25 protein-coding genes are annotated in these 24640 nt (G+C 45.2%); 9 read left to right on the top strand and 16 right to left on the bottom strand.

Going from position 1 to position 24640, the window contains the following annotated elements; genetic code table 11:
* Positions 1-278: 278 nt before the first annotated feature.
* Positions 279-1601, top strand: coding sequence for an NB-ARC domain-containing protein (locus JGK07_RS07725; RefSeq protein WP_293205042.1), 1323 nt, complete (start codon positions 279-281; stop codon positions 1599-1601).
* Between the two features lie 619 nt (positions 1602-2220).
* Here JGK07_RS07725 and hisH read toward each other — a convergent pair.
* Positions 2221-2856, bottom strand: a complete 636-nt coding sequence (hisH, locus tag JGK07_RS07720) for an imidazole glycerol phosphate synthase subunit HisH (RefSeq protein ID WP_293185028.1) — start codon at positions 2854-2856, stop codon at positions 2221-2223.
* A 157-nt stretch (positions 2857-3013) separates the two neighbouring features.
* Between hisH and JGK07_RS07715 the strand changes: the two genes are divergently transcribed.
* Complete coding sequence (locus JGK07_RS07715) at positions 3014-3550, top strand: peptidase C15 (protein ID WP_293185029.1); 537 nt, start codon at positions 3014-3016, stop codon at positions 3548-3550.
* Between the two features lie 42 nt (positions 3551-3592).
* Here JGK07_RS07715 and JGK07_RS07710 read toward each other — a convergent pair whose 3' ends face one another.
* Complete coding sequence (locus JGK07_RS07710; RefSeq protein ID WP_293149208.1) at positions 3593-4075, bottom strand: flavin reductase family protein; 483 nt, start codon at positions 4073-4075, stop codon at positions 3593-3595.
* A 286-nt stretch (positions 4076-4361) separates the two neighbouring features.
* On the opposite strand from JGK07_RS07710, the gene JGK07_RS07705 reads away from it, so the two are divergent.
* Positions 4362-5561, top strand: a complete 1200-nt coding sequence (locus tag JGK07_RS07705) for a glycosyltransferase family 87 protein (RefSeq protein WP_293185030.1) — start codon at positions 4362-4364, stop codon at positions 5559-5561.
* A gap of 66 nt (positions 5562-5627) precedes the next feature.
* Here JGK07_RS07705 and JGK07_RS07700 read toward each other — a convergent pair whose 3' ends face one another.
* The 3 genes from JGK07_RS07700 to lgt form a co-directional block, all read right to left on the bottom strand.
* On the bottom strand, positions 5628-6464 hold the full coding sequence (locus tag JGK07_RS07700; RefSeq protein ID WP_293185031.1) for a dienelactone hydrolase family protein: 837 nt from the start codon (positions 6462-6464) through the stop codon (positions 5628-5630).
* A 216-nt stretch (positions 6465-6680) separates the two neighbouring features.
* Positions 6681-7460 carry a precorrin-4 C(11)-methyltransferase gene (gene cobM, locus JGK07_RS07695; RefSeq protein WP_293217227.1) on the bottom strand — a complete coding sequence of 260 codons (780 nt, stop codon included), beginning with the start codon at positions 7458-7460 and terminating at the stop codon, positions 6681-6683.
* A gap of 120 nt (positions 7461-7580) precedes the next feature.
* Positions 7581-8474, bottom strand: a complete 894-nt coding sequence (lgt, locus tag JGK07_RS07690) for a prolipoprotein diacylglyceryl transferase (RefSeq protein WP_293185033.1) — start codon at positions 8472-8474, stop codon at positions 7581-7583.
* A gap of 417 nt (positions 8475-8891) precedes the next feature.
* Here lgt and JGK07_RS07685 point away from each other — a divergent pair, with 417 nt between their 5' ends.
* Both JGK07_RS07685 and rlmN read left to right on the top strand, forming a co-directional pair.
* Positions 8892-9959 (top strand): acyltransferase, encoded by a 1068-nt coding sequence (locus JGK07_RS07685; protein WP_293185034.1) that lies wholly within the window; start codon positions 8892-8894, stop codon positions 9957-9959.
* 111 nt (positions 9960-10070) lie between these two features.
* The gene (gene rlmN / locus JGK07_RS07680) at positions 10071-11180 is read left to right on the top strand and encodes a 23S rRNA (adenine(2503)-C(2))-methyltransferase RlmN (RefSeq protein WP_293185035.1); all 1110 of its coding nucleotides are present in this window, start codon (positions 10071-10073) and stop codon (positions 11178-11180) included.
* A 136-nt stretch (positions 11181-11316) separates the two neighbouring features.
* Here rlmN and JGK07_RS07675 read toward each other — a convergent pair whose 3' ends face one another.
* The 3 genes from JGK07_RS07675 to JGK07_RS07665 all read right to left on the bottom strand — a co-directional run bounded on the left by JGK07_RS07675 (position 11317) and on the right by JGK07_RS07665 (position 14077).
* A complete protein-coding gene (locus JGK07_RS07675; protein ID WP_293241976.1) occupies positions 11317-12426 on the bottom strand; it encodes a bifunctional 2-polyprenyl-6-hydroxyphenol methylase/3-demethylubiquinol 3-O-methyltransferase UbiG in 1110 nt (369 codons plus the stop codon).
* A 125-nt stretch (positions 12427-12551) separates the two neighbouring features.
* Positions 12552-13214 carry a phosphoribosylglycinamide formyltransferase gene (gene purN, locus JGK07_RS07670; protein WP_293185039.1) on the bottom strand — a complete coding sequence of 221 codons (663 nt, stop codon included), beginning with the start codon at positions 13212-13214 and terminating at the stop codon, positions 12552-12554.
* 278 nt (positions 13215-13492) lie between these two features.
* Positions 13493-14077 (bottom strand): GNAT family protein, encoded by a 585-nt coding sequence (locus tag JGK07_RS07665; protein WP_293190408.1) that lies wholly within the window; start codon positions 14075-14077, stop codon positions 13493-13495.
* Between the two features lie 211 nt (positions 14078-14288).
* Between JGK07_RS07665 and JGK07_RS07660 the strand changes: the two genes are divergently transcribed.
* On the top strand, positions 14289-15179 hold the full coding sequence (locus JGK07_RS07660) for a carbohydrate ABC transporter permease (protein WP_293185043.1): 891 nt from the start codon (positions 14289-14291) through the stop codon (positions 15177-15179).
* A gap of 226 nt (positions 15180-15405) precedes the next feature.
* On the opposite strand, the gene JGK07_RS07655 is transcribed toward JGK07_RS07660, so the two are convergent.
* Entirely contained in the window at positions 15406-15996 is a 591-nt protein-coding gene (locus JGK07_RS07655) for a DJ-1/PfpI family protein (protein ID WP_293185044.1), read from the bottom strand.
* A gap of 78 nt (positions 15997-16074) precedes the next feature.
* On the opposite strand from JGK07_RS07655, the gene JGK07_RS07650 reads away from it, so the two are divergent.
* Entirely contained in the window at positions 16075-16461 is a 387-nt protein-coding gene (locus JGK07_RS07650; RefSeq protein WP_293290803.1) for a hypothetical protein, read from the top strand.
* A gap of 354 nt (positions 16462-16815) precedes the next feature.
* On the opposite strand, the gene psaX is transcribed toward JGK07_RS07650, so the two are convergent.
* A complete protein-coding gene (gene psaX / locus JGK07_RS07645; protein WP_366934277.1) occupies positions 16816-16920 on the bottom strand; it encodes a photosystem I protein PsaX in 105 nt (34 codons plus the stop codon).
* A gap of 166 nt (positions 16921-17086) precedes the next feature.
* Complete coding sequence (locus JGK07_RS07640; RefSeq protein WP_293185049.1) at positions 17087-18058, bottom strand: lipoyl synthase; 972 nt, start codon at positions 18056-18058, stop codon at positions 17087-17089.
* Positions 18059-19069: 1011 nt separating this feature from the next.
* On the opposite strand from JGK07_RS07640, the gene JGK07_RS07635 reads away from it, so the two are divergent.
* On the top strand, positions 19070-19627 hold the full coding sequence (locus tag JGK07_RS07635) for a response regulator (protein ID WP_293185050.1): 558 nt from the start codon (positions 19070-19072) through the stop codon (positions 19625-19627).
* Between the two features lie 303 nt (positions 19628-19930).
* Positions 19931-21022, top strand: coding sequence for a PfkB family carbohydrate kinase (locus JGK07_RS07630; protein WP_293185051.1), 1092 nt, complete (start codon positions 19931-19933; stop codon positions 21020-21022).
* A gap of 271 nt (positions 21023-21293) precedes the next feature.
* Here JGK07_RS07630 and JGK07_RS07625 read toward each other — a convergent pair whose 3' ends face one another.
* From JGK07_RS07625 to JGK07_RS07605, 5 genes are all read right to left on the bottom strand, one after another.
* The gene (locus JGK07_RS07625) at positions 21294-23162 is read right to left on the bottom strand and encodes a CapA family protein (protein WP_293224239.1); all 1869 of its coding nucleotides are present in this window, start codon (positions 23160-23162) and stop codon (positions 21294-21296) included.
* A 221-nt stretch (positions 23163-23383) separates the two neighbouring features.
* Positions 23384-23833, bottom strand: a complete 450-nt coding sequence (locus JGK07_RS07620) for a hypothetical protein (RefSeq protein ID WP_293224237.1) — start codon at positions 23831-23833, stop codon at positions 23384-23386.
* Entirely contained in the window at positions 23830-24024 is a 195-nt protein-coding gene (locus JGK07_RS07615) for a hypothetical protein (RefSeq protein WP_293185055.1), read from the bottom strand. Before JGK07_RS07615 ends, JGK07_RS07620 begins: the two co-directional genes overlap by 4 nt.
* A gap of 2 nt (positions 24025-24026) precedes the next feature.
* A complete protein-coding gene (locus JGK07_RS07610; protein ID WP_293185057.1) occupies positions 24027-24248 on the bottom strand; it encodes a hypothetical protein in 222 nt (73 codons plus the stop codon).
* Entirely contained in the window at positions 24245-24607 is a 363-nt protein-coding gene (locus JGK07_RS07605; RefSeq protein ID WP_293185059.1) for a hypothetical protein, read from the bottom strand. The genes JGK07_RS07610 and JGK07_RS07605 overlap by 4 nt, the downstream gene beginning before the upstream one ends.
* Positions 24608-24640: the final 33 nt, after the last annotated feature.

Genomic DNA, 24640 nt, shown 5'->3' with positions numbered 1-24640 from the left:
ACGCCAGAAGCGGGACTTAAACAAGGAGTTAAGGAAGAGTCAGAAATATTTTTGTCAAGCCTTTGCTCGGAAAGGGTTTCAGGCGTTATAAAATTTAAGAGGCGCAGTTTGTTAACTCCGGCTTCTGGCGAGTCGATCGCAAATTCCGATTAATTCCGGCGTACACCCCATCTCTCGCGAGGTTTTCCCTCGCCAACCGCCGTCTCAAGCGGAGTGCGCGTGCTAACAGAGAGCCCGATTTAAAATCTAAAATCTAAAATCTAAAATCTAAAATCCAAATGAATGTACCCAAAGCAAGGCGCGATCGCGGCAGAATACTTACAGACAAAGGATGGAAGAAAATCTGGGACGCGATTTATCTCAAATTTACCGATCGCCCCAGCTTGCAAACCATCTCTGAACAAACCGATCCTGGACTTAATCGAAATTCTCCGTCTTTCGTCTCGACGGATACGGTGTCTAATATATTGAACCGGCGAGCCCCCGCTGACACAGCCAAAATGGAGAGTTTGTTTGCAGCTTTTGGACTGCGACTCGAATCTGACGATCGCACTTCCGGGGATATTTCCGGCAATCTCGCGCCCGCGCCCACTCCTCAAACCCGGCAAAATTGCAGCGAATTGCCGGATATTTCGGGGTTTTTCGGTCGCCGGGAAGAACTGGGTTTCTTGAAAAACTGGATTTCGGGCGATCGCTGTCGGTTAGTTGCGATCTTCGGGATGGGCGGAATTGGTAAAACTGCACTTTGCGCGCAATTAGCCAAGCAAATTCAAAACGAGTTTGATTTTGTCATCTGGCGGAGTTTGTCGAATCAGCCGAGTTGTCAAGATTTGGCGATCGGCTTAATTCAATTTATCTGCGACTGTCAGGGCAAAAAATTGCCAGAAAACCTCAGTGACGGCATTTCCGTTCTGATTGAATATTTGCAAGCGCACCGCTGTTTAATCGTGCTTGACGGCGTGGAAACGATCTTAGATACGGGCGGTTTTGCTGGCAAATATCGATCGGGCTACGAAGATTACGAAAGGCTGTTCAGACAAATAGGAGAATCCAACCATCAAAGCTGTTTATTGCTTACCAGTTCGGAAAAATCTAGAGACATAGCTATGTTGGAAGGTCAAACTCGTCCCGTTCGATCTTATAAACTCACAGGTTTAGACAATATGGCCGCGCGGGAAATTCTGACAGAAAGAGGCTTAATTCAAGAAAAACAATGGGACGAATTAATTGACTGTTATGCCGCTCATCCTTTAGCCCTGAGGATTGTTTCAGCAATGATTTTAGAGTTATTTAATGGTAAAAGTTCAGAGTTTATCAGAGAAAATACCGTATTTTTAGGTCAAATTAACCATATTTTATCGCAGCAATTTCAGCGACTTTCGGTATTAGAAAAAGATGTAATCAAGCAGTTGGCTACGGCGGGAGCACCAATGGATCTAGCTCAATTGCGCGGCGGACTTTCTGAACCGGTTAAAACATCGAATTTGATGGAAGCGCTGGAATCTCTGGGATGGCGATCGCTAATTGAGAAAATCACAGTCAGCGGCAATGTCGCTTTCACGTTACAGCCGGTGGTGAGGAAATATGCGATCGAGCGATAGGTATTAGCTGGTACGATATGCTGCGAGATCGTAATTTTAGGATTGGGATAGCGATCGCAAATCATTAAGGATTGCTATACACCTTTTGAAAAAAAAGCAGGTATGTAGTTGCGCTTAAGCGCTCTTCCCGCAAATCTTAAAATTAATTGAGGTATGAGGTACGTAGTTGCGCTTAAGCGCTCTTCCCGCAAATCTTAAAATTAATTGAGGTATAAGGTATGTAGTTGCGCTTAAGCGCTCTTCCCGCAAATATTAAAATTAATTGAGGTATGAGGTATGTAGTTGCGCTTAAGCGCTCTTTCGGCAAATATTAAAATTAATTGAGGTATGAGGTATGTAGTTGCGCTTAAGCGCTCTTCCCGCAAATATTAAAATTAATTGAGGTATGAGGTATGTAGTTGCGCTTCAGCGCTCTTTCGGCAAATATTAAAATTAATTGAGGTATGAGGTATGTAGTTGCGCTTCAGCGCTCTTTCCGACGTTTGATAGTCAACATATTTTTGACTGTGTTAAGAAGTCCGTAATTTGGGATTTAGCGCTCTTTCCGATATCCCCAAAAGAGCGCTAAAGCGCAACTACGTACCTGGATTTAATAGACATTTTGCAAGATATCTATTACCTAAGCAGCAACTTTTGTTCTCACCAGACTGACAAAATTTGACAGCATATGCAATCCCGTACTCGAAGACTTTTCCGGGTGAAACTGCACCGCCATCAGATTATCTTTAGCGATCGCCGCCGTCACATTTTGACTTCCGTGAGTCACCATAGCCGATCGCACTTTCAAATCAACCGGATCGACATAATAAGAATGCACGAAATAAACCCAAGGATCGGAGGGTAAACCTTCCCACAGCGGTTGATTCGGCTGAGCAAATTCTAATTGATTCCATCCCATGTGCGGAATTGTCAGCCCCGGTTCCGACTGAAACCTGCGGACTTTGCCCGAAATAACGCCCAAGCCTGGTTCTACGCCTTCCTCCGAACTTTCAAACAGGATTTGCAAACCCAAACAAATGCCTAAAAAAGGTTTTCCCGAGGCGATCGCACTTTTTATCGGTTCTATCAAATTGCGCGATCGTAAATTCTGCATTGCCGGATCGAAGGAACCCACTCCCGGCAAAACCACCGCATCAGCCTGCTCGATGATAGCAGGAGAATCCGTAATTTTTGGCACTGCACCCACATTTTCCAAGCCTTTACAGACAGAGTGCAGATTGCCCATGTCATAGTCCACTACTGCGATGACAGACATTGACTTACTTGCCTTATATTATCAATATCGCTATTATTGCATACAATCAGTCATTAGTCAGTTGTTATTAGTTATTGGTTATTGGTTATATGTTGCTGCCAATTCCCAATTCCCAATTCCCAATTCCCAATTCCCAATTCCCAATTCCCAATCATTTATGACAACAAAATTTTTATTAACATCATTTGATACTTGGCTTCCCCATCAGAAATCCAACTCTTCCGACGATTTATTAGCCAAAATTTCCCAAATTCAATCTTTGCCTGATTCGCTAACTTTTTTGAGAAAACTGCCCGTAGATTTTCAGGAAGCGCCGAATTTGGCGATCGCCCAAATCAACCAAATCCAACCCGAAACCATTATCTGCTGCGGCATGGCCGAAAGCCGGGAAAAATTAACCGTAGAATCTTGCGCTTGCTGCGATACAGACATTCTGAAAACAAAAGTCAATCTCGAACCGCTAGTCGCTGATTTATGCACCACAGAAATCAGTTACGAAGCCGGAAAATATGTTTGTGAAGCTCTCTATTACGCAGTTTTAAAACATATTCGCAATGCTCAACTTCCCGCTAAATGTATTTTCGTCCACGTGCCAATTTTAACATTAGAAAATTCTGACAAAATTGTCGGCGATTTTTTATCTATTGTCAATCGCCTAACAATTAACCACTGTCAACTGACAACTGACAACTGACAATTGCCAATTGCCAATTGCCAATTGCCAATTGCCAAGTTGTTAACCGCCGTAATTCCAGCCCGTCGTTTCTAATAGCAACGGATCGCCCTCGCGATGAACACCGGCACCGATAACTTCACCGACATAAACCGTGTGATCTCCGTGTTCCACAGCACCAACAACATTGCACTCAATGTAACCCAGAGTATCCGAAATAATCGGACAACCGGTTTCGGCGCCTAGATAAAATTCTACATCCTCAAATTTATTGCCAACGCGGCGCTGCTGCTTGAAGAATTTCTGGGCTAACTCTTTTTGTCCAGCTTCCAGGAAACTCAAAGCAAACACACCGCTAGCTTTGATCATGGCGTGGGATTTGGAGTCTTGCTTGACGCAGTTGACGACTAAGGGAGGGGTAAAGGAAGATTGCATCACCCAGCTAGCGGTGAAACCGTTGACTTCTTCCCCGTCTTTGACACCGCAAATGTACAATCCGTGAGGGATTTTGCGGAGGAGGGTCTTTTTAGCTTGTTCGTCTAGCACGGGCTTACCTGTCGATCGATAATTCTACACCGCCCAGTTTACCAATGTCCCGTCCACAAACCCAACTGTCTTAAGGGCGATGCGCCACACGGAGAATCTTGAGATTGCCAATATTAGTTTTTTCACAACCAAATTTTCTGCTTGCCACAATATTTATTTTTATTAACTTAAATTGAGTTTTTCCGATGTTTTGACAACCAACTATATACTATGTTAAGACTTTAGCTATTAATCTTAGAATCTAAACGCAGTCACTCAATTAGTTAACAAAACCGGAGATAATTCGATGACAGAATCGTTTAAACGGAACTTTGGTTTAGGTCTTGTAGCAGTCAGTATATTATCTCTAATTTGTTTCGGCATAATAGGGATTGGCAGAGATGGCCAGCTAAATGCTGACGGTTCTGTACTTTACGCTGCTGGGCGTGCTTGGCTGAAGGGTTTAAATCCCTACAACCACGATATGCTGACTCAGAGTGTAGCGACAATAAAAGAAATTGACACGCTTCAAGATGCGGCTTTCTTTTATCCTCCTCAATCAGCCGCATTGTTTATGTTTGTCGGTCTTTTCGATTACCCTGTTGCCAAATTCGTTTGGCTATTACTCAACTTGCTGTCAATCGCAGCTATTATTGCGATGACAGTTCGCACCATCAACCAACATCAAAATAACAGTCAAAATCAACTCGGCAGTTTGGTGATGGCTGCGATGATTATCGGCAACCCATTCACTGCCCACGTTGTGTGGATGGGTCAAACTTCTTTGATGGCTTTTGCCGGGACAATGGCTGCTTGGTTCTTCAGCCAACGGCAAAAATTTGTATTGGCAGGTATCTGTTTGGGTATAGCCAGTTTTAAGCCGCAACTATGCTTATTGCTGGGTATTTGGTTTTTGCTAGAACGGAACTGGAAAATATTAGCTGTAGCCTTGGCAACGGTTATAATTATGAGCGCTTACCCATTGGTGCTGTACGGCGGGCCAGTTGGGATGCTGGCAGCATGGCATCAAGGAATTCTAGACAGCTATAGTTCTTTGCCTTTCAATCAACCGGGGTTTCAAGATAAAGTTGGTATGGAAAGTCTTTTCGCTTCTTTAGGCTTGAAGGTACCGGCTATCAAGATTGTGGCAGTAATTTTAGCGGTTGTGCTGTGGGTGTTTCGCAATAGAATTAATCGCGAAGATGTGTTGGCTCTGCTGATGGGTATATCCTTCACCTTTCTGGGATATACTCACGTTTACGATTATGTAGGTTTGTTCCCGATTCTGACTTCGCTGTGGCTGTATTGCAGCAATAACCGCAAAGCTTTGCTCGGCAGTATTGCCTTAGTTTTTCTGCTCTTTTTTCCGAGACGGATATTTTTAGCAGCGGGTTTGCCTTTTTTGATTCACTGGAGAACAATTGTTGTTTTAATTCTAGTAGTTGGTGTTGTTCTATTCAGCATGAAATCTAAATCGAGTGAGGGATTGCAACAAGAAATTGCTTGATTTTGGGTCGAGTTACCAGTGACGATATTTTTAACTGTCCACTGGCGACTCCCTTGCTCAAAACTCTCAAACAACTCCGTGCTTTTTAAACCAATCTTGCAGCTTTTTCCAAGCATCATTGGCTTCTTTTTCCCGATAAGTGGGGCGATAGTCGGCGTTAAAACCGTGGGGTGTATCTGGATAAAGCACAATTTCGGAACCGCTGGTACCAGTTTTGAGAAGTTGTTGCATTTTCTCGACTGTATCGTTGGGAATTAAGTCATCTTTGCCACCGTAAAGCCCCAATACTGGCACTTTCAAAGTTGCTGCAAGGTCGATCGGCTGTTTGGGAGTCAAAGGCGTAGAATCGCTAGCCAAACGCCCGTACCAAGCCACGCCAGCTTTGACTTTCGGGTTGTGGGCGGCGTACAGCCACACAATTCTGCCACCCCAGCAAAATCCGGTAATCCCTAACTTATCAATATTGCCCTTGGCTGACTTTTGCGCCCAATCGACGGTAGCATCTAAATCGGACATGACTTGAGCGTCGGGAACTTTCGAGACAACTTTACTGACAATTTCTTGAATGTCGGTGATTTTAGAAACATCACCTTGACGGGCAAACATCTCTGGGGCGATCGCCAAATAACCTAATTTAGCAAAACGGCGGCAAATATCTTGGATGTGCGCGTGAACCCCGAAGATTTCTTGAATCACTAAAATGACTGGAAAATTGCTACCGCTGGCCGGCATTGCCCTGTATGCTGGAATCTGCCCGTCTTTCACGGGGATTTTAACTTCACCTGCAACTAAATTCGTTGCATCTGTGGTAATAGTTGCCAAAGAAATAGGATGAACTGCTAATGCAAATCCGGCGGTTAATGCGGTGACAGTGATAAATTGTCTGCGAGTTAAATCTTTCATTGGTAATGGGGAATAGGGAATAGGGAATAGGGCATTGGGCATTGGGAATGGGGCATTGGGCATTGGGAATGGGGCATTGGTTATTGGGAAGAAGGCCCGCGCCGGGCATTGGGCATTGGGTATAGGGCATTGGGTATAGGGAATAGGAACCAACCAATAACAAATAACCAATAACAAATAACCAATAACAAATAACCAATAACAAATAACCAATAACTACTGACGAAATAGCCGATCGTGCTCTGGATGGTACAAGCGCGATCGCCCTTGGGCCTCTTTTCCCAAAGCCGGACTAATCACATACATCGTCGTTCTGATCAAATTATGTTCGCGAGTGGCGATCGCCATTTTGTCAAGAGGAACCAGCACAATCTTCTCATCAGGCCAGCCCAACCGATAACAAATCGCCACAGGCAAATCAGACGGGTAATGTTCCATCAACTTAGCTTGAGCCTGTTCGACGTGGCGGGCGCTCAAATACAGACACAAACTCGCTTGATGAGCCGCTAAACTAGCTAATTCTTCACGTTCTGGTACTTCAGTTCTGCCGCTAATTCTGGTCAAAATAATTGTCTGCACAACTCCGGGAACTGTCAACTCAATTTTAAGTTTAGCCGCCGCAAGTTGGAAAGCGCTAATTCCCGGAATTACCTCAAAAGCAATTCCCGCTTCAGCCAAAGCGTGCATTTGTTCGCCGACTGCGCCGTAGAGACAGGGATCGCCCGAATGCAGTCGGACGACGCTTTTGCCGGCTCGCACTCGATCCACCATCAAAGGTACAATCTCTTCGAGAGTCTTATCTGCCGTTTGGATAACTTCAGCATCCGCGCGCACCCCCTCTAAAATTTGCTTTGGAACTAGGGAATCGGCAAATAATATGACATCGGCCTGGGCCAGCAATTTTTGAGCCCTAACAGTCAACAAATCCGGGTCTCCGGGGCCTGCACCTACAATGTATACGCCTGGAATTAGGGATTGAATCTCTGTCAAACTCATTGCTGATAAAAAATTTGCGAAATTTACTGGCGTTTCCGGATGCACCTATTTTGGTTGGAAGTAAGGGATGGTAGATGCACCCTGGTTTTGAACCCTAGAGACTAACGTCTCTGGGGTTTTTTATTGATCCTCTGGGGATTTGGGAGCAACCTTTGTGCGATCGCCCGTGGCTGATACAACATCTGGCAAAGGTCGATCGAGCAAATAAAGCCAAGCCAACCCGCCAAAACCTAACACAATCCCAGTCAAACTTACCATCTGCGCCGTCCGCAGCGGCCCGAACATCAAACTATCAGTTCGCAACCCTTCAATCCAGACTCTACCGCAACTGTAAGCTGCGATGTAAACCAAAAACAAAGCACCTGTTTTTAACCTAATTTTGCCCTGCAAATCGCGGAAAAACAAAGTCAGCAGCAACCCAAATACTGTCAAATTCCACAGAGATTCGTAGAGAAAAGTGGGATGGAAGTATTCAAAATTAGCATAGGCGATCGGGCGACTGTTTGCCGGAATATAGAGTTTCCAGGGCAAATCCGTAGGACTGCCAAAAGCTTCGGAATTAAAGAAATTTCCCCAACGTCCGATCGCCTGACCAAGAATTGCCGAAGGTGCGATCAAATCGGCCAATTGCCAAAAAGAAACTCGCTGGATTTTCGCAAAAATCAAAGCTGCGATCGTGCCGCCCAAAATTGCGCCGTGAATGGCAATTCCGCCTTTCCAAATCGCAATAATATCTTCAGGTCTCTGGGCGTATTGCTGCCACTCAAAAGCCACGTAATAAATTCTAGCGCAAGGAATAGCGCCCAGAACCAGCCAAATTGCTAAATCGCCCAGCAATTCCGGGTTAACGCGGCGTTTTTCGGCCAAATATTGGGACAGACTGACCCCAATCAAAACGGCAGAAGCTATCAACAGCCCGTACCAACGAACGGCTACGGGGCCGAGTTGAAAGATAATCGGGCCCGGGGATGTGAATTGAAAACCTAAAGGCAGCGCAAGAATATTTAGCACCATGAAAGTTGAATTATTTTTGGTGGAAAGCTGTCAAATTTGCATACCCTTTCACAAACTACAGAGTTTATTTTAGGTGACTGCGGTCATTTACACGCAATATTTGGGGAATTTCGCCGAAAATTAACTTTGTTGTCGAGATTTCTGTTATTGCAACCTTGTTGACGTGACACGACGGACTCAAAGGCTACACTCAGAATCACAGAATTACCTTGCAATGCCTCCAGGAATATACAGCAGGTTGCAGGTTTAGGAAGTACACCCGCTTATCGAGCAATTCCCGTTGGGACAAGGCACTGCCCTCCATACTGCACTTCATAAACTGGGGATAGGCTGTAAGCATCAGTCGGGCTTGACATAAAAAAACTATGGGTGTTAGTATGCACTAATCAAAAAAATAATATTCTTTAAAAAAAGATTATGGTAAAATCCAAATTTTACATTCCTTCCTTGGACGGAATTAGGACGATTGCTTTTTTCATTGTCTTTTTATCTCATGCAGGGGGCGAGAATATTTTCCCTGGGGCCTTTGGTGTAACAGTGTTTTTCTTTTTAAGTGGATATTTGATCACAACTTTGCTGAGACGTGAATATGAACAAAACCAATTCATTAATTTAAAACATTTTTATTTACGACGTATTCTGCGAATTTTGCCTGGGTTTTATGTAATTTTATTCCTAGCATCTATCTTGACCTGGATAGGTGTACTTGAAGGAGAAATACAACTACCAGCTTTTTTAAGCCAGGCTCTCCATTATTATAACTATTATGTAACTTTTTTTGGTGGTTCCGGAGTAGCTCCTGGTACTCAGGTATATTGGTCTCTGGCGGTGGAGGAACACTTCTACTGTCTTTTCCCTTTTCTCTACATAAGTTTACTCAAAATGCGTGTGAGTCCCCAAAGGCAAATGTTAATTATTTGGGGGATTTGCTTAGCTATTCTAATTTGGAGATGTGTTCTAGTGTTTGGCAGGGGAGCAGATGAAAATAGCATCATTTTTTTATCAGATACGAGAATAGATAGTATATTGTTTGGCTGTGCATTAGCGGTCAATGGCAACCCAGTATTAGATGCTCCCTATGGCTCTGATAGACTGTGGAAGTATTTCGTACTACCAGCCGGAATTACTGTAATTATTTTATCGTTTATATGTGATTCTAGTGAATTTGAAAGTACAGTGCGTTACACTATTCAAGGTATTGCACTACATGGTCTTTTTATGGCTGCTATCCGTTTTCCCGATTGGGGAGTATTTCAAATTCTCAATTGGAATTGGATGCGGTTTATCGGTTTGCTTTCATACTCGCTTTATTTAGTACACCATACTGTAATTAAGGCTGTTTATCTTTATTTACCTCAAGTTTATGTGGTTTTGCAAGGAGCGATAAGTATGCTGATTTCCTTGATATTAGCCTATGCAATATATAGGTATATAGAGATGCCATGCGGAAAGCTACGCAAGCAGTTGTCATCCTCATCAAGTTAAGTGCCACAAAAAATTTACCAAGTCTATTTTCGCCAATTTCGTCACCGATAGGTGGCAGCTTTGGTCGAAAAGTTTTAATATAGAGGGTGGTTTTAAATTTTCTGATGACCTATGTCTCCTACTTCCGTTTCTCAGGTGTACTCTTCTGGTAATTCCAGGGATGCGAATCAGTCTCGCAAGACTGATGCTTTGGCTGTTGAGTCTGGTAAAATTCCGCCGTTGTTGGGCGCGAATTTGGCTGAGTTAACGGAGTGGGTACAGCAGCAGGGACAACCGGCTTATCGCGGGAAACAGTTGTATCAGTGGATTTATGAGAAAGGGGCGCGATCGATCTCTGACATTTCTGTATTCTCGAAACAATGGCGCGAGACTGTTGCTAAAATTCCGATCGGGCGATCGACTATTCATTTGCGATCGGTCGCACCAGACTCCACCGTAAAGTATCTCCTAAAATTAGCAGACGGTCAAATCATTGAAACCGTCGGCATTCCCACCGAAAAACGGCTGACAGTGTGCGTCTCAGCCCAAGTTGGCTGTGCGATGGGCTGCGACTTTTGCGCTACGGGAAAAGGCGGTTTCAAGCGCAACTTAGAAAAACACGAAATCGTCGATCAAGTCTTGACAGTACAGCAAGATTTCGGCCGCCGAGTCAGCCACATCGTATTTATGGGGATGGGCGAACCCCTGCTAAATTTCGATAATGTCGTAGCTGCTGTCAAGTGTTTGAATCAAGACGTAGGAATTGGACAGCGAAACATCACCATTTCCACAGTCGGAATCCGCAATCGCATCACCCAACTAGCTGAACATCAACTGCAAGTTACCCTCGCCGTCAGCCTCCACGCCTCCAATCAAAGACTGCGCGAAGAGTTGATTCCCAGCGCCCACCCTTATCCTTTGGGTGAGTTAATGGCAGAATGCCGCGAATATGTGCGATCGACTGGACGTAGGTTAAGCTTTGAATACGTACTCTTAGCTAATGTGAATGATTTACCGGAACACGCCGCCGAGTTAGCAAGTCAGTTGCGCGGCTTTCAGTGTCACGTCAATTTGATTCCTTACAATCCGATTCAAGAAGCTGAATATCAGCGGCCAACTCCCAATCGAATTAACAATTTTGTGACGGTTTTGAAGGAAAAGAAAATTGCAGTTAGCGTGCGATATTCTCGTGGTTTAGAAGCAGATGCCGCCTGCGGACAATTGCGGGCCTCCGAGGTTTAATAGTAGATTTTTACTGTTAGGTAAAATTGGTTCGTAGTGAGGACTTTAGTCCTCTCTCATTTGATGCGGACTAAAGTCCTCACTACGAACGTTTTTGATTGTGTTTGTGCGAGATGACATGATATTACAACACACTCTACAAGCGTTTAACCAGTATCCACCGCAACTCCAACGGCGGCGTTTCTTGCACCGGAAATAAATCGCGCCCACTCGCCCAACTGACAAACCAAGGCGTCGGCGGCCACGCAGAATCAGGCAAATGTTTTTGTTCGTATTCAATCACCGATTCATCGGCAATAATTTCTAACGGTAAACCCTCGATAGCTGCTTCCAATTCTTGTCTGGTAATTAAATAAGACCAACACAATTCTGACATTTGTTTTGCCATCTCATCTGGTTCATAGCCCTCGACAGCTAAGAAAGTGCTGAACAAGATAAACCCGCCACTTAACACAGCATCGGACATTTTGCCGAGAAATAAGCGGATTTGTTCGGGATAGCGGAAGTGCGAGAGAACTTCGGTAGCAATCGCTAATTTGTACCGATAGGTTTTCATCCTCAATAAAGGATCTAAAACGTCGCCTTGGATGACATGAATCGGCAACTTTTCGGCGGTGGCTGCTGCTGAGAGTTTTTCGGCAAATATCGGCGTTAGCTCGATCGCATCCACGGAATGTCCTAACCTAGCTAAAGGCAGACTATTGCGCCCTGGGCCCGCACCGACATCTAAAATAGCTGCTTTACCCGCTTCCCCTAATTCGGCGACAATTGCCATGACTTTAGCATCGGGATGGCTGCCAAATAAAGGTTCGGGGCGAATATCCGGCCAGGTATGATATTTCTGGGCCATCGATTCGACTTGAATCTTGGTATTCAGAGTAATCCCGCCGCCTAAGCCAGTTTGGGGATTGGCGGGAAAGTATGAGACGATGAGATTAGCGTGGGGAGAATTTTTGAATCCTTCTGTTAAGGCGTTAGCGATTAATGTTCGCAAATTTTCGGTTTGGGCAGCGTCGAGGTTTTGTCCGAGAACTTTTAAGAAGTCTGAGAGTAATTTTAGATAGTCGTCTAGCATTGATGGCAAACAAGGTAGATAAAATTCTCCCTTGATGCCGATGTTCTTTTTGAGTCTTTCTTTGAGAATTAATTTCAGGCTATTAGAATCAGTCAGCGGCGGGCCAGTTTCGGGCGAGTCGCTGACAGGCAATTCTGGGGAAGATGCGGCACTGGTAGGGTTTTTAGTCACAATGTTTTCGATGATAACCGCGCAATTTGCGGAAAAGTGCGATCGACATTACGGACAATCATAACCTCGGTGGTTGCTCTCGGTGGCGAAATTTGGTATAATTGTCTGCTGCCAAGATTCAGACATTAAACAGGAGGTCGATCGGCAATAAGTGCGATCGCGCCTAACATAATTTTATGCTCTTGCACCTGAATTCTCGCGTGCAGCGTTTCTGGCGTATCATCAGGCAATACCGGCACCGCAGCCTGCATTAAAATCGGCCCGCTGTCTACTTCCAAATGAGCGATGTGCACCGTACATCCCGTTATTTTCACCTTAGCGGCGAGTGCTTGCTCAACGGCGCGAATGCCTGGGAAACTCGGCAGCAAACTGGGGTGAATGTTAATAACTTTGTCTGCAAAAGCATCAAGCAAAACTTTGGTAACAATTCGCATCCAACCCGCCATCACCACCCATTCTACATCATGGGATTGAAAAGTTTTAACAATTTTTGTATCTAATTCTTCGCGGCTTTTGCAATCGCGGTGATTGAGCAAAATCGAGGGAATGCCGTATTTTTCCGCTCTGGCGACAGCTTTAGCTTCGGGATTGTTGTAAATTAACACTGGGATTTTAGCGTTGAGTTGTCCCTGTTGGATGGCTTCGGCAATTACCTCGAAGTTGCTACCGCTACCAGAGGCTAAAACTCCTAGTTTTAACGGTGGGTGAGTCGGATCGATCGCCGGAAAGCCAATCTCAGGAGAAATCAGGCTGGCAGTGGAATTAGTAGATACTGGGTTAACCGTCATAAGTTATTGGTTATTGGTTATTGGTTATTGGTTATTGGTTATTGGTTGTTGGTTGTTGGTTGTTGGTTGTTGGTTAACTGTCATACCAATTTAATGTGAAGTTGCATAGAATCGGATCCCCCTAAATCCCCCTTAAGAAGGGGGACTTTGAGAAAAATCTTGTCCCCCCCCTTATTAAGGGGGGTTAGGGGGGGATCGGATTTGGGAGCAGCCTCATAAAAAATTGTTATCAACTGTCAACTGTCAACTGTCAACTGTTTAAATAGCCTGAAAAACATTCAATCAGATTCTACAACAATACCATTAAAAAACTCTTCCCTCAGAAGCGAATAAATTTTCAGATCCCAATATCTGCCCTTGACAAATAGCTGCTGTCGCAAAATCCCTTCCAACTGCATCCCCACTTTTTCCATCACCCTCGCCGAAGCAATATTGTTAACTTCACATCTACCCACAATTCGATTTAGCAACATCTCCCGAAAGCCAAATTCAATAATTGCATTGACAGCCTCGCTCATGTATCCTTCTCTCCAATATCTCGCAGAAAGTGCATAGCCAATTTCCGCGCGGCTGTGCGTCATGCTCCATTCCACATATCCGCAAGTCCCGATAAACTTTTTCTCGGCTTTGTGGACAATTCCCCAATCTACAAGCTCTTTTCTTTTGTACATTTTTGTCAGAGACTTAAGAAAGTATTTAGTGTCTTCGATGGAGGTGTGGGTTGACCACATTGTGTATTCGGAGACTTCCGGGTTGGAAGCATACTCAAACATATCGCTGGCATCATTTAAAGTGATTTTTCGGAGCAGGAGCCTTTCAGTTTCTATAATGGGTAAATTTGCTAATATATCGAGCAATTTCATTTTGACATTGACCTATATTGTGAGTCTAAATCAATTGTATAATTTAGGTGAAACAAAAAAATATTACCTGTCCGAAGAGAGGAACGAAGCAATCTTAATCTTGGCGATTGCTTCGTTCCTCTCTTCGGACACTTAAAGACGGTTGTACAATTCATTTAGACGCGCTATATTGTGATACCATTTAAAACTAAAAGCTAAAATTTACAAGCCAATGGTTCCGATAAAATCTGGGCGTTTTAACTGGTTGGACAATGAGTCGATCGCAGCTTGGACATTTCTGGCCCCGGCTTTACTGTTTCTGGGTACTTTTTTGATTGGGCCGATCGCCTATTTATTCTACCTTAGCTTTACCAGAGGCAGCTTTACCCAGTCGGGAGTGCGTTTGATTGGCGCCAATAACTACTCGCGCCTGCTCACAAATCCGGATTTTTGGCAAGTTCTCCAAAACACGATCTATTTTACAACCGCGACAGTCATTCCTAGTTTAATAATTCCGTTGGGTTTGGCAGTTTTGCTAAATCGCTCGTTTGCTTGGCGAGGAGCTCTCCGCACTGCTTATTTTATCCCTTCGATTACCTCTCTAGTGGCTGTTGGCTTGGGTTGGCGGTGGTTGTTTCAGACCGAAGGCCCGGTGAATGATATGCTAAGGGCGATCGGCTTAAATCCAATTCCTTGGCTCAGCAGCACAGTTTGGGCAATGCCAGTCATAATTCTGCTCACTGTTTGGAAACAATTAGGCTTTAATATGGTAGTATTTTTAGCAGGATTGCAAGCAATTCCGGTAAATCGTTACGAAGCAGCAGAATTGGATGGAGCTAATGGTTGGCAGCAATTTTGGCACATCACTTTACCCGGTTTGCGGCCGACTTTAGTATTTGCTACCATTACTACAGCTATTTTTACTCTACGCAGTTTCGAGCAAGTCTATGTCATCACCGGCGGCGGCCCTTTGAACTCTACTAATTTGCTAGTTTATTATATTTACGAGCAAGCTTTTTCCCAATTCGATTTTGGCTATGCAGCCGCAGCAGCAACTTTTCTGATGGCGATAGCTTTGATATTAGTTTATGTTCAGCTTCGAGTTTGGGGCGAAGATTCTTAATGAGCTAGGGACACAGCTATTAGTGTCAAATTAAGAGGGTTCGCATCCCAACTACACACAAAGGTACGTTGTTGGGCTTTAGCCCTCTTTCGACGTATATATAAAGGAGGCTCAAGCCCAACTACACACAAAGGTACGTTGTTGGGCTTTAGCCCTCTTTCGACGTATATATAAAGAGGGCTAAAGCCCAACAACGTACCTAATTTTTATACTCCATTCCCAATTATCAATTATTAATTGTATATTCCATATGATCTGCTGTTTGTGCGGCTTGCGCTGTTCCCAAAAGCTTGCCGACAACGTGCAAAGACATATCAATTCCCGCAGCAATTCCCCCGGATGTAATGATTTTGCCGTTATCGACAAATCGCTGATTTTCAACAACAGTTGTATTCGGAGCTAATTCTCTCAACAAATCCAATGCCCCATGGTGTGTAGTTGCGGCCAAACCTTCCAACAAGCCAGCTTTTGCCAACAGCAGCGAACCCGTACAGACAGAAAGCACTAATTCTGCTGTTTGCGAACAATCTTTTATCCAGTTAATCACGGCTGAATTATCGATTAACTTTCTCGTGCCTAGTCCTCCCGGTACAATTAAAATATCGGGTGGCGGACAATCGGAAAAAGTACAATCGGGATTTACGCTCAAACCGTTGCGGGCGCTTACTGCACCGGGATTTTCGGCTACGGTAGAGACTGCAAAAGGTCGTGAATCCTTATTTAATTCTGATGTCACCGAAAACACTTCAAAAGGCCCGGCAAAGTCCAGTACCTCGACATCATCGAACATGAAAATAACTACGTTCCTAGTTGGCATAACACATACTTCTGATAGAGGTCAAAAATAGCAGCGATTTGTTAGAGTATAAATGCTATGATTTAAATCATTAAAGCTATGCCGAAAAATATTCGCCATCGCGACGCCATAAAAATCGGTTTTTTGTGTCTTGTTTGCGCGTTAGCAATTACTATTTCGCCAATTTTTACCCCGGCTCAATTGACCAGTCAATTAGAGTTTCGGATTACTCAATTAGAAAGTCAAATTGCTGAACTCCGCGGACAAATCAACAGTTTGCAGTCTCAAGGTTCTGGAGTTAATCGGCCTCAGTCTCCGAACCGTCCGAGTTCGAGCCGGACAAATCCTAGAATGCTTTCGGAAGATCCGATGTTTGACAATTTAGCAACTTTGGCAATTGAAACTAAGCAGGATGTGCTCAAAATTCAAGAGCGGTTGTCTAAGTTAGAAGCATCATCGTCCCCGCTCGCGAACAGCAGTCATTAGTCATTAGTCAGAAGTGCGATCGTCCCCGCTCGCGAACAGCAGTCATTAGTCATTAGTCAGAAGTGCGAGCGTCCCCGCTCGCGAACAGCAGTCATTAGTCATTAGTCAGAAGTGCGAGCGTCCCCGCTCGCGAACAGCAGTCATTAGTCATTATTCATCAGGAAGAAGGAAGAAGGAAATAGTAAGAAGGAAGAGGGAAATAGTAAGAAGGAAAAGGTAAGTAGTAAGAAGGAAAAAGTCTCCCACTCTCCCACTCTCCCACTCTCCCACTCTCCCACTCTTCCCCTCTCCCTCTCCCCCTCTCCGACTTTGAGGTTCCCAAAAGCAGGGTATGCTAAAAGTCAACTTGCAGAACTATTCAATGATATGGAAATAATAGGCTGCAACCAGCAAATTGATACCTAACAGACCCAAAAACCAGGCTGCGCGAAAGGTGTAAGGGAATTTGCCCGTTTTCATCACGGAGTCGGATTTTAATTGGTTCTTTGCTATGTCTGCCATAATTCAAGCTCCTAATTCACAAGTCACTGTATTCACAAATAGCAGAGAGCGTCGCACATGACACAATCTAAGAGTGTTATTTTTTGTAACTAGGACTTGATACCGAGTTGAATTCAGATTGATTTCAATGGCTCTCTCCGGCGTGGTAGGAACTGCGGACTAGGGGCCCCGATCGCACTCGCTCAAACCCCATCTCGCGGGCGATCGACCCGAAACGGTCAAATTCGGCTGGCGTCCAGTATTTGCGGACTGGGAGGTGTTCTAGAGATGGTCTCATGTATTGACCGAGGGTGAGCCGATCGCACTTGGCATCCCGCAAGTCGGCCATCGCTTCCACAATCTCGGTCTCGGTTTCCCCGTGCCCCAACATCAAACCGGATTTGGTGGGAATAGTTGGGTCAAATTCCTTGACGATACGCAGAAGGTCGATCGAGCGATCGTACTTAGCCCCCCTCCGCACCGGCCCTTGCAACCGGCGCACCGTCTCAATATTGTGGTTGTAACAAGCCGGTTTTGCCTCCACCACCGTCCGAATCCGCTCCCGCTGCAACTCATCAAGCCCGGAATTCTCCCCGGGGGCGGGCACGGGGGCACCGCCCCTACCGATGCCTCCCCAAAAATCCGGCGTTAGTACCTCAACCTCAGTATCGGGGTTTAAGTGCCGGATTTGGGCGATCGTCAACGCAAACCAACCCGCCCCTCCATCCGGCAAATCGTCCCTCGCTACCGAAGTCAGCACTGCATAGCGCAAACCCAACAATTGCACCGCCTGGGCCACCTTTTGCGGTTCCTCGGGATCGAGGGGCATCGGAGAATGACCTTTATCTACTTGACAAAAAGCACAAGCACGGGTGCAAGTCGGCCCCATCAACAAAAAAGTCGCCGTTTTTTGGGCGTAACACTCGCCCCGGTTGGGACATCTGCCTTCCTCGCAAATCGTATGAATTTGCCGCTGTTTGATAATTTTCTGCACTGCGGAAAGTTCGCTAGCTTTGCCAATCGGCCGTCGCAGCCAATCCGGCATCGCCTCGATTTCGCTCCGCATTTGAGCGGCAGTTGCTTTGACAGTAGGAGTTTGAGGAGTTTGGGGCGACATAAAACCTGCATGGCGATCGAGTTAATATATGCGATCGTATCCGAAATCAAAGTCCCTCAACTTGTAGGAATCTAACCCCAAATCAGAATCCGGATCAATTGCAGCTAAACTAAACTCGTTCAGAATTCTAGGTAGAATTCTCTTAGGGATATACTAAAGATTGCAAATCACAAGACCACACGGGAAGCGGCAAACTCAGAGACTTCATTCAGTCCTGAGAGGAAAGCGACTCGGAGGACTTTAGTCCCCGTGGTATGTAGTCTATAGCGCATCACGCGCAAACCTCGGTCTTTCAAGCCGGGGATGAAACGCAGCAGCAGCCGTTTGAAGGCTGCCATTACTCTAGATTAGAATTGAATTGTGCTAAACAAGTAGGCGTATCAACTTGCTGAACCATTCCTAGAACGGTGAAATTCCAGGCAGTAAGACACCCTCAGCATTTTAGACTGGGAAAGACTTGCAGCACAGCCAAGCAACGCAGGATGGGGAACGTACCGAACTGGCTTCGTGTTGAAAAGTGCGAACGAAAGCATAAAGCAAAAAAGTAGACGTAATGCTCATGGCGATCGTGGCGAAAGTCAGTGAGGTTGAACGTGTAGCGGCGATTTGACAGCGCCTTTAAGAACAATCGCCAGGCTGTTTCTTAAGAATCTCCGTTCCACTATAGTCGGAGAGTGTCAAAATCTAGAGGCAAGTAAGTAAATCTGTCTGCGTAACGAACTATCCTAGTACGGAGAAATTCCGGCCACTTAGTAAACGCATTGGGGCGTTAAACAAAAAGAGCAAGTAACAGCAGGATGGGAAGCGTACCGAACTGGCCAAAGTGATAGACCGAGAAAGCATTTGAAAAGGATAACGTAAGCGCGATTGCAGCATCGAAAGATAGTTGTTTTTAGCCAAAGCGAGGCACCTTGACAATGCCTTTGAAATTGGTTTCCGATCTATTCAAAAAATCTCAGTGGCTCTCAATGGCCCTGAGACCCTCAACACTCATTACTGAAGGAGTCAGTCGTGGCTGGTCAAAAAATCTTGGTAATCGATGACAGTAAAGTCATCCGCGTTCGAGTTCGAGAGATGTTACCTCAAGGTAACTTTGAAGTTCTAGAAGCAAAAGACGGCGAAGAAGGACTCAAACTGATCCGTGAAGCCCGACCGAATCTAATTATGTTAGATTTCCTACTGCCCAAAGTCAGTGGTTGGGAAGTGTATCAAAAAGTGCAAGCCCATCCGGTGCTTTGCAAGATACCTTTGGTGATCATGTCGGGGCGCGAAGAAGAGGTGATGGAGAAAATTCCAAAACCCTTCGAGAAGCATTTCTTTGCATTCATCGCTAAACCTTTTGAGAAAAAGCAGCTAACCGAGGCGATCAAATCGGCGATGGTACTGGCTAAAAAGAAACCAGTACCAGAAGCCCCTGCCGCCGCCACTGCTGTACCGAGTTCTGGAGCCGGTGCTGCCGAAATTCAGGTGATGACTAAGCAAATGGCGAAAATGCAAGCGGAAATTGATGCACTCAAAAAACAAATGACTCAGGTGATTACGATCATCAAGCAGATGAAATCGAAATAATTCTGCGGTCTTTTACAGGTACTCGTGCAGAAGACACTCATGTAGAAGGAAACTTCTACACGGTGAAACTTTCTCACTTTATTTCAATGGGTTCCTTCTCTCCGCAGTTTTTTTGCTAAATTTGTCGATCGCGCGCGATAGCCAACCGCCTGCAACCGATTTCTCACAATCTCAGTGGGAAAATCAATTAAAAGTTAAAAATCAAACCAGGGAGGAAATCAATTATTAATCTTTATTAAGATTTTTTAATTGCCGCTCGTGCCACGCTCAACTATCAACTCCTCAGTCTCATTTTTTTGGTTAATGACTAACGACTATTCCGATTTTTTGCCTCAACTGCGTGCCTCAACTGAGCAATTGTTGAAAAGATTAGACTGCTTCGATCGAGCCCAGGTATTAGCGATCGGAGATTTGACCTTGGACGAGTTTCTTACCGGACAAGTAGAGCGAATTTCCCGCGAAGCACCTGTGTTGATTTTGCGCTACGAGAATACTCGGCAATTACCCGGAGGTGGCGCAAATGCTGTCTACAATTTAGCCAAACTGGGAGGCAAAGTAAAAGTTGCTGGTTTGGTAGGAAAAGACGACCAGGGAAAGGCTTTGTGCGGTATTTTTGAGGCGGCGGGAATTGATACGGCTGGGATTTTAATCGATTCGCAGCGTCCAACCGTTACCAAAACTCGCATTTCCGGGCACGCGCGGCAGTCGGTGACTCAACAAATTGTCCGAGTCGATCGCAAATCTGACGAGTTGCCGGATTTAGACTTGCAATTGCAATTAGCAGACTACATCCGGCAGCAAATTCCGACAGTCGATGCGGTGGTTTGTTCCGACTACGGCGACGGAGTTTTGACTCGTTTGGCGATCGAATCGGCAGTGGTTCCCGGCAAAACAATTGTAGACGCTCAAACAAATTTGCAGCGATATTCTGGAGCGATGCTGTTTACTCCGAACTTACCGGAAGCCGAGCAAGCAGTCGGATATGCTATCAAAAACCCTGAAACTTTAATGCAAGCAGGACGCGATTTATTGAACTTAACTCAAGCTCAAAAAATCCTGATTACTCGCGGCGAAGAAGGGATGAGTTTGTTTGAAAGGGTGAAGGTTGAACCAATCAAAAATTCACCCCCTCCAACATCCACTTGTGAAAACGGGGAATTTGCCATTCAAAGCTGGGATATTCCCCCTTTTAACAAGACTGATGTCTTCGATGTAACTGGTGCTGGAGATACAGTCGTAGCAGCAATGACTTTAGCTTTGTGCGTCGGTGCATCCGGTTGGGAAGCAGCAGTTTTGGGCAATTTGGCCGCTAGCATTGTCGTGCGTCAATTCGGTACGGCGACGACGACAGCACAGGAAATGAAAGAAGCTTTGAAAGCAATGGTTTATGAGTAGTTATTAGTTATTGGTTATTGGTTATTGGTTATTAGTTATTAGTTATTAGTAATTGGTAATTGGTGATTGGTAATTAGTCATTTTGTAGGGTGCGTCGCTGTGAATTTTTTGATAGAACAGCAGAGATTTGTGAAGGATCCGCACCTGAATATTATGTGGTGCGGATCCATGAGATTGTCTATCTTCTTTGGGAATTTGTGAAGGATCCGCACCCTACTCACTAATTCCCAATGACCTGTTTGGCCAATGCCCAATTCCCAATTCCCAATAATTACTTACTCTTCTTCAAAATTTGTCCCTTGTCATCAATCATCAAACCAGTATTAGGAAAATCGCTCTTTGTCAAACGGCGAATCAACCCCACAGTCCGAAAATCTTCATCCACTGAGGGAATACCTTGGCTGCTAAGTTCGATGGGGATAATCTTACCAGAAACAAAATCCCCTTTTGGAGTCATTTTTACATCCAAAATCAGAGATTGACCCAGTGCTCCGGCTGTGGACAAAGTGCGATAACCCATGAAATTGCCCAGGGAATACGCGATCAATTTCCCTTTGTAAAGTTCCAAAGCTCTTGTAACGTGGGGGCCGTGTCCCAAAATCAAATCTGCTCCCGCATCAATCATCGTCCGCGAAAACAACACCATATTTCCCCGGTTTTCTCCGTAAAAGAACTCATTTCTATTGTTCACATTCTGAGCTCCGGTTCCTTCAGCTCCAGCATGAACTGAGATGACTACAATATCAGCCTTTTGCCTCGCTTTTTTGACAACTTCTGCCCCCGCTTTCAGTTCCAGCAAGGAATTGTGAACTTCGCCGTAGTTGCTGAAACCGATAAAAGCAACATTGACGCCCTTGACATTTTGATAAACAATTTGATCTCTTTTGCCAACAGCCTTCATGCCGTTGCTGTCGATGTTTTTGATCGTGTCCTTAAATCCCTGCTCGTTAAAATCGTAGGAGTGATTGTTGGCAATATTCAAGATGTCAAAACCAACATCTTTGAAGATTTTGGCATAACTCGGAGGCGTCCTAAAGGCAAACAGCATTCCTCCGCCGCCTCCTTTGGAACTGTAAGGATAATCGGTCATCGTGCTTTCAAAATTGCCAAACAGAATATCGGCTCCTTGTAGGTAGGATTTTACCGATTCAAATAAACGCTCCTTATTTTCCGGGAGTTTATTGTAGGGGAAATTGGTGCCGGGGATCATGTCGCCAACTGCTTTGATGCTGACAGTTGCGGGCAAATTTGCAGGTATTTTTGCTGCCTGGGATGGTGATTGCGATGCGGGTTTGGCGGCGGATGCTGACGCTAGGATAGATTCCTTGCGGGATGGCTTTGCCGCGCCTACTTTTTGTACCGCAGGCTTTGAGATGACATGGTTAATTGTAGCGGTGCTTGAGGATTTATTGAATTGAGAACCGAGTACAAAGCCTGCTATCGGTACGAAAATCAGGCTGAGAGTACCGACTGACAGCCAAGATTTTTTAGTTTTACGACGGGCTAAATCTGGTAGCGGTGATGGCTGTTGTTGGCGTTGGTTTGTGGCTTTGGGAGTTGGGATTGTATCTGGCGGCTGTGATGGCTTTTGTTGGCGTTGGTTTGTGGTTTTGGGAGTTGGGATTCTATAGGATTTGCGGGGGGATTTTTCTGGTATTTGAATGGGTGGGGTTGTGATATTTTGAGGTGTTTCTATTTTGGGCAAAATTACAGGAATTGGGGCAGTGGGTACACTGGCGACAGCTACAGGAATTTTGACAGGGGCTACACTCACTGGTGCGGTTACGGTTACGGGTGTGGCTACACTCACTGGTGCGGCTGCGGTTGCGGGTGCACAAGAGGAGCGTTGTTTTAATTCTACCGTCTGAGTCCAAGCGGGCAATTGCTCGCCTTCGCGCCGCCCGTACACTGTTAATCCGTAAATGTTATTTGGTTGCAGTCGCTGCAACCCTTTGATTGCGACTCGGAGACAGGCTTCTTCTGCGGGCAATTGTTCTGCTTCCAGCAGGAGGTGCAGGGTTTTATTTTCCAAGCTGCCTTTAGCCGTGACGCCGAAGGTTTGGAGTGCTTGGCCGATCAGAAATGCGATCGCCCTGGCATCGCCTTCTTTTGCTAAATTTAAGATATCTTGTTGGCTCACAAATGCCTCTACTCTCACACGAGAAATTTAGCTCGATCTTATATCAGATTTGCGAAACACGATTAAATGCCGATCGACTGAACTTAACTAACTAGGTACAAATAAACATACTGAAAACATTCGGTGTCGCAGCCCGAAATACACTCAAAAACCAGATTTCTCCTTGCCGCTACAAATCCCCCTTGTCCGAGTACCCGTTAAGATGAATCCCCAGTAATGACTTACGCGTAGACCACCTTCAACGGAATCTGTTTTATCCCCGATCGCGCCATCGCCTCCATCCTCTGACAAAATTTCTCCCAGCCCGATCGATTTCTCAGCACAATGCACCCAGCAGAGCCGGGAACGTTGGCATCGAAATGGATTCCTAACTCTGATCGAGTTCGCCCGCCGGGAGAGACAACCGGATCGGGGGTGATGTGGAAAAACAGCCCCTCTATGCCGCGGGTGTCCGACCAATAAGGCCTTGTAGGAATTTCATAATCGAATCCTTGCGGTATCGGCCCCTTGCCACGCTCCCATTCGTCCCCAGGCTGTTGCCAGCCCGCGCAGCCGGAAGTTGCAAGGTAGTCGATCGGCTTTCCGTCCGGATAAACAAGTTTGAGGTTGCCGTACAAAAGCTCAGTGGCAGGTTTTAACTGCATTGTAAAAATCAGCTTGTGTGGTGTCATTTGCTTTGAATTTCTATAATGCGATCGCGCAGTGCACCAATCAAATAGTCTGTTTCGCCGATCGTCTCTGTAAATCCCTGTTTTCCCTGCAAATAACCTTTGTCCTCGGACAATTTAGCTATCGCATCAACCAACTCTATTAAAGTTGGATCTGGAACTGCGAGTAAAGCTCTGGCAGTAATTCTTGGCATTCTTAACGCTCTCTCAATCCAGAATTTCCTGCAATCCACTGCTCAACACTATCCAGTCTTTTTTCGTGAAATTCTAGAGTTTTCTCTATTTCTGTCTGATGCTTAGCAACAGCAACCGCCCCTTTTTGGATTTCCGTTAGAGACTTCCAGACTAAGACCATCAACCCAAGAATGCAGCTTACTACAGCCAAATCAATCGTTAGTAAAGTAGAAGTAAAATTCATGGGCTATTGTAAATTTCAAGGGTTAACTGAATTTGCTTGTGCCACGGCGCAGGCTCAAACTTGATCCGATATTCCCCAGTGAGTTCAGGAAGTGAAATTAGCGTAGTTCTATTTAGAGGCACTTGCCAGCGTGACCCTTCAAAGTCAACCTGAGCACTACCATTATTCAATACTTGAGTTAAAGTTCCTCCCAGCCACCAGCGGGGCTTTGCCACCGAAGAACTGGCATAAGCCCTAATGATGTGCTGAGAAAAAGATCCCGGAATCAAAATCCTGCCAATACCTTGTTCTAGCCCTACCGCAGCAGAATGCGTACCGCTGTAAATAACTTCCCAATTAGACTGGTTGTCAAGACTCATTTACTAATCAATTAGAAATTCCTCGACCCCTTT

Origin of the sequence: Microcoleus sp. PH2017_24_DOB_U_A, from assembly GCF_020738205.1 — a bacterium.
Classification (GTDB): Bacteria; Cyanobacteriota; Cyanobacteriia; order Cyanobacteriales; family Microcoleaceae; genus Microcoleus.
This window is presented reverse-complemented; position numbering and strand designations above follow the sequence as displayed.

What these genes read in the sequence shown, in the direction of transcription:
- lgt (WP_293185033.1), bottom strand. Translation starts at nt 8,474, where the DNA reads ATGGTGCTAAATATTCTTGCGCTGCCTTTAGGTTTTCAATTCACATCC.
- JGK07_RS07650 (WP_293290803.1), top strand. Translation starts at nt 16,075, where the DNA reads ATGCCGAAAAATATTCGCCATCGCGACGCCATAAAAATCGGTTTTTTG.
- JGK07_RS07620 (WP_293224237.1), bottom strand. Translation starts at nt 23,833, where the DNA reads ATGACACCACACAAGCTGATTTTTACAATGCAGTTAAAACCTGCCACT.
- JGK07_RS07700 (WP_293185031.1), bottom strand. Translation starts at nt 6,464, where the DNA reads ATGAAAGATTTAACTCGCAGACAATTTATCACTGTCACCGCATTAACC.
- cobM (WP_293217227.1), bottom strand. Translation starts at nt 7,460, where the DNA reads ATGAGTTTGACAGAGATTCAATCCCTAATTCCAGGCGTATACATTGTA.
- JGK07_RS07715 (WP_293185029.1), top strand. Translation starts at nt 3,014, where the DNA reads ATGACAACAAAATTTTTATTAACATCATTTGATACTTGGCTTCCCCAT.
- JGK07_RS07640 (WP_293185049.1), bottom strand. Translation starts at nt 18,058, where the DNA reads ATGTCGCCCCAAACTCCTCAAACTCCTACTGTCAAAGCAACTGCCGCT.
- psaX (WP_366934277.1), bottom strand. Translation starts at nt 16,920, where the DNA reads ATGAAAACGGGCAAATTCCCTTACACCTTTCGCGCAGCCTGGTTTTTG.
- JGK07_RS07605 (WP_293185059.1), bottom strand. Translation starts at nt 24,607, where the DNA reads ATGAGTCTTGACAACCAGTCTAATTGGGAAGTTATTTACAGCGGTACG.
- JGK07_RS07685 (WP_293185034.1), top strand. Translation starts at nt 8,892, where the DNA reads ATGGTAAAATCCAAATTTTACATTCCTTCCTTGGACGGAATTAGGACG.
- JGK07_RS07615 (WP_293185055.1), bottom strand. Translation starts at nt 24,024, where the DNA reads ATGCCAAGAATTACTGCCAGAGCTTTACTCGCAGTTCCAGATCCAACT.
- JGK07_RS07665 (WP_293190408.1), bottom strand. Translation starts at nt 14,077, where the DNA reads ATGAAATTGCTCGATATATTAGCAAATTTACCCATTATAGAAACTGAA.
- JGK07_RS07655 (WP_293185044.1), bottom strand. Translation starts at nt 15,996, where the DNA reads ATGCCAACTAGGAACGTAGTTATTTTCATGTTCGATGATGTCGAGGTA.
- JGK07_RS07725 (WP_293205042.1), top strand. Translation starts at nt 279, where the DNA reads ATGAATGTACCCAAAGCAAGGCGCGATCGCGGCAGAATACTTACAGAC.
- JGK07_RS07660 (WP_293185043.1), top strand. Translation starts at nt 14,289, where the DNA reads ATGGTTCCGATAAAATCTGGGCGTTTTAACTGGTTGGACAATGAGTCG.
- purN (WP_293185039.1), bottom strand. Translation starts at nt 13,214, where the DNA reads ATGACGGTTAACCCAGTATCTACTAATTCCACTGCCAGCCTGATTTCT.
- rlmN (WP_293185035.1), top strand. Translation starts at nt 10,071, where the DNA reads ATGTCTCCTACTTCCGTTTCTCAGGTGTACTCTTCTGGTAATTCCAGG.
- JGK07_RS07630 (WP_293185051.1), top strand. Translation starts at nt 19,931, where the DNA reads ATGACTAACGACTATTCCGATTTTTTGCCTCAACTGCGTGCCTCAACT.
- JGK07_RS07705 (WP_293185030.1), top strand. Translation starts at nt 4,362, where the DNA reads ATGACAGAATCGTTTAAACGGAACTTTGGTTTAGGTCTTGTAGCAGTC.
- JGK07_RS07610 (WP_293185057.1), bottom strand. Translation starts at nt 24,248, where the DNA reads ATGAATTTTACTTCTACTTTACTAACGATTGATTTGGCTGTAGTAAGC.
- hisH (WP_293185028.1), bottom strand. Translation starts at nt 2,856, where the DNA reads ATGTCTGTCATCGCAGTAGTGGACTATGACATGGGCAATCTGCACTCT.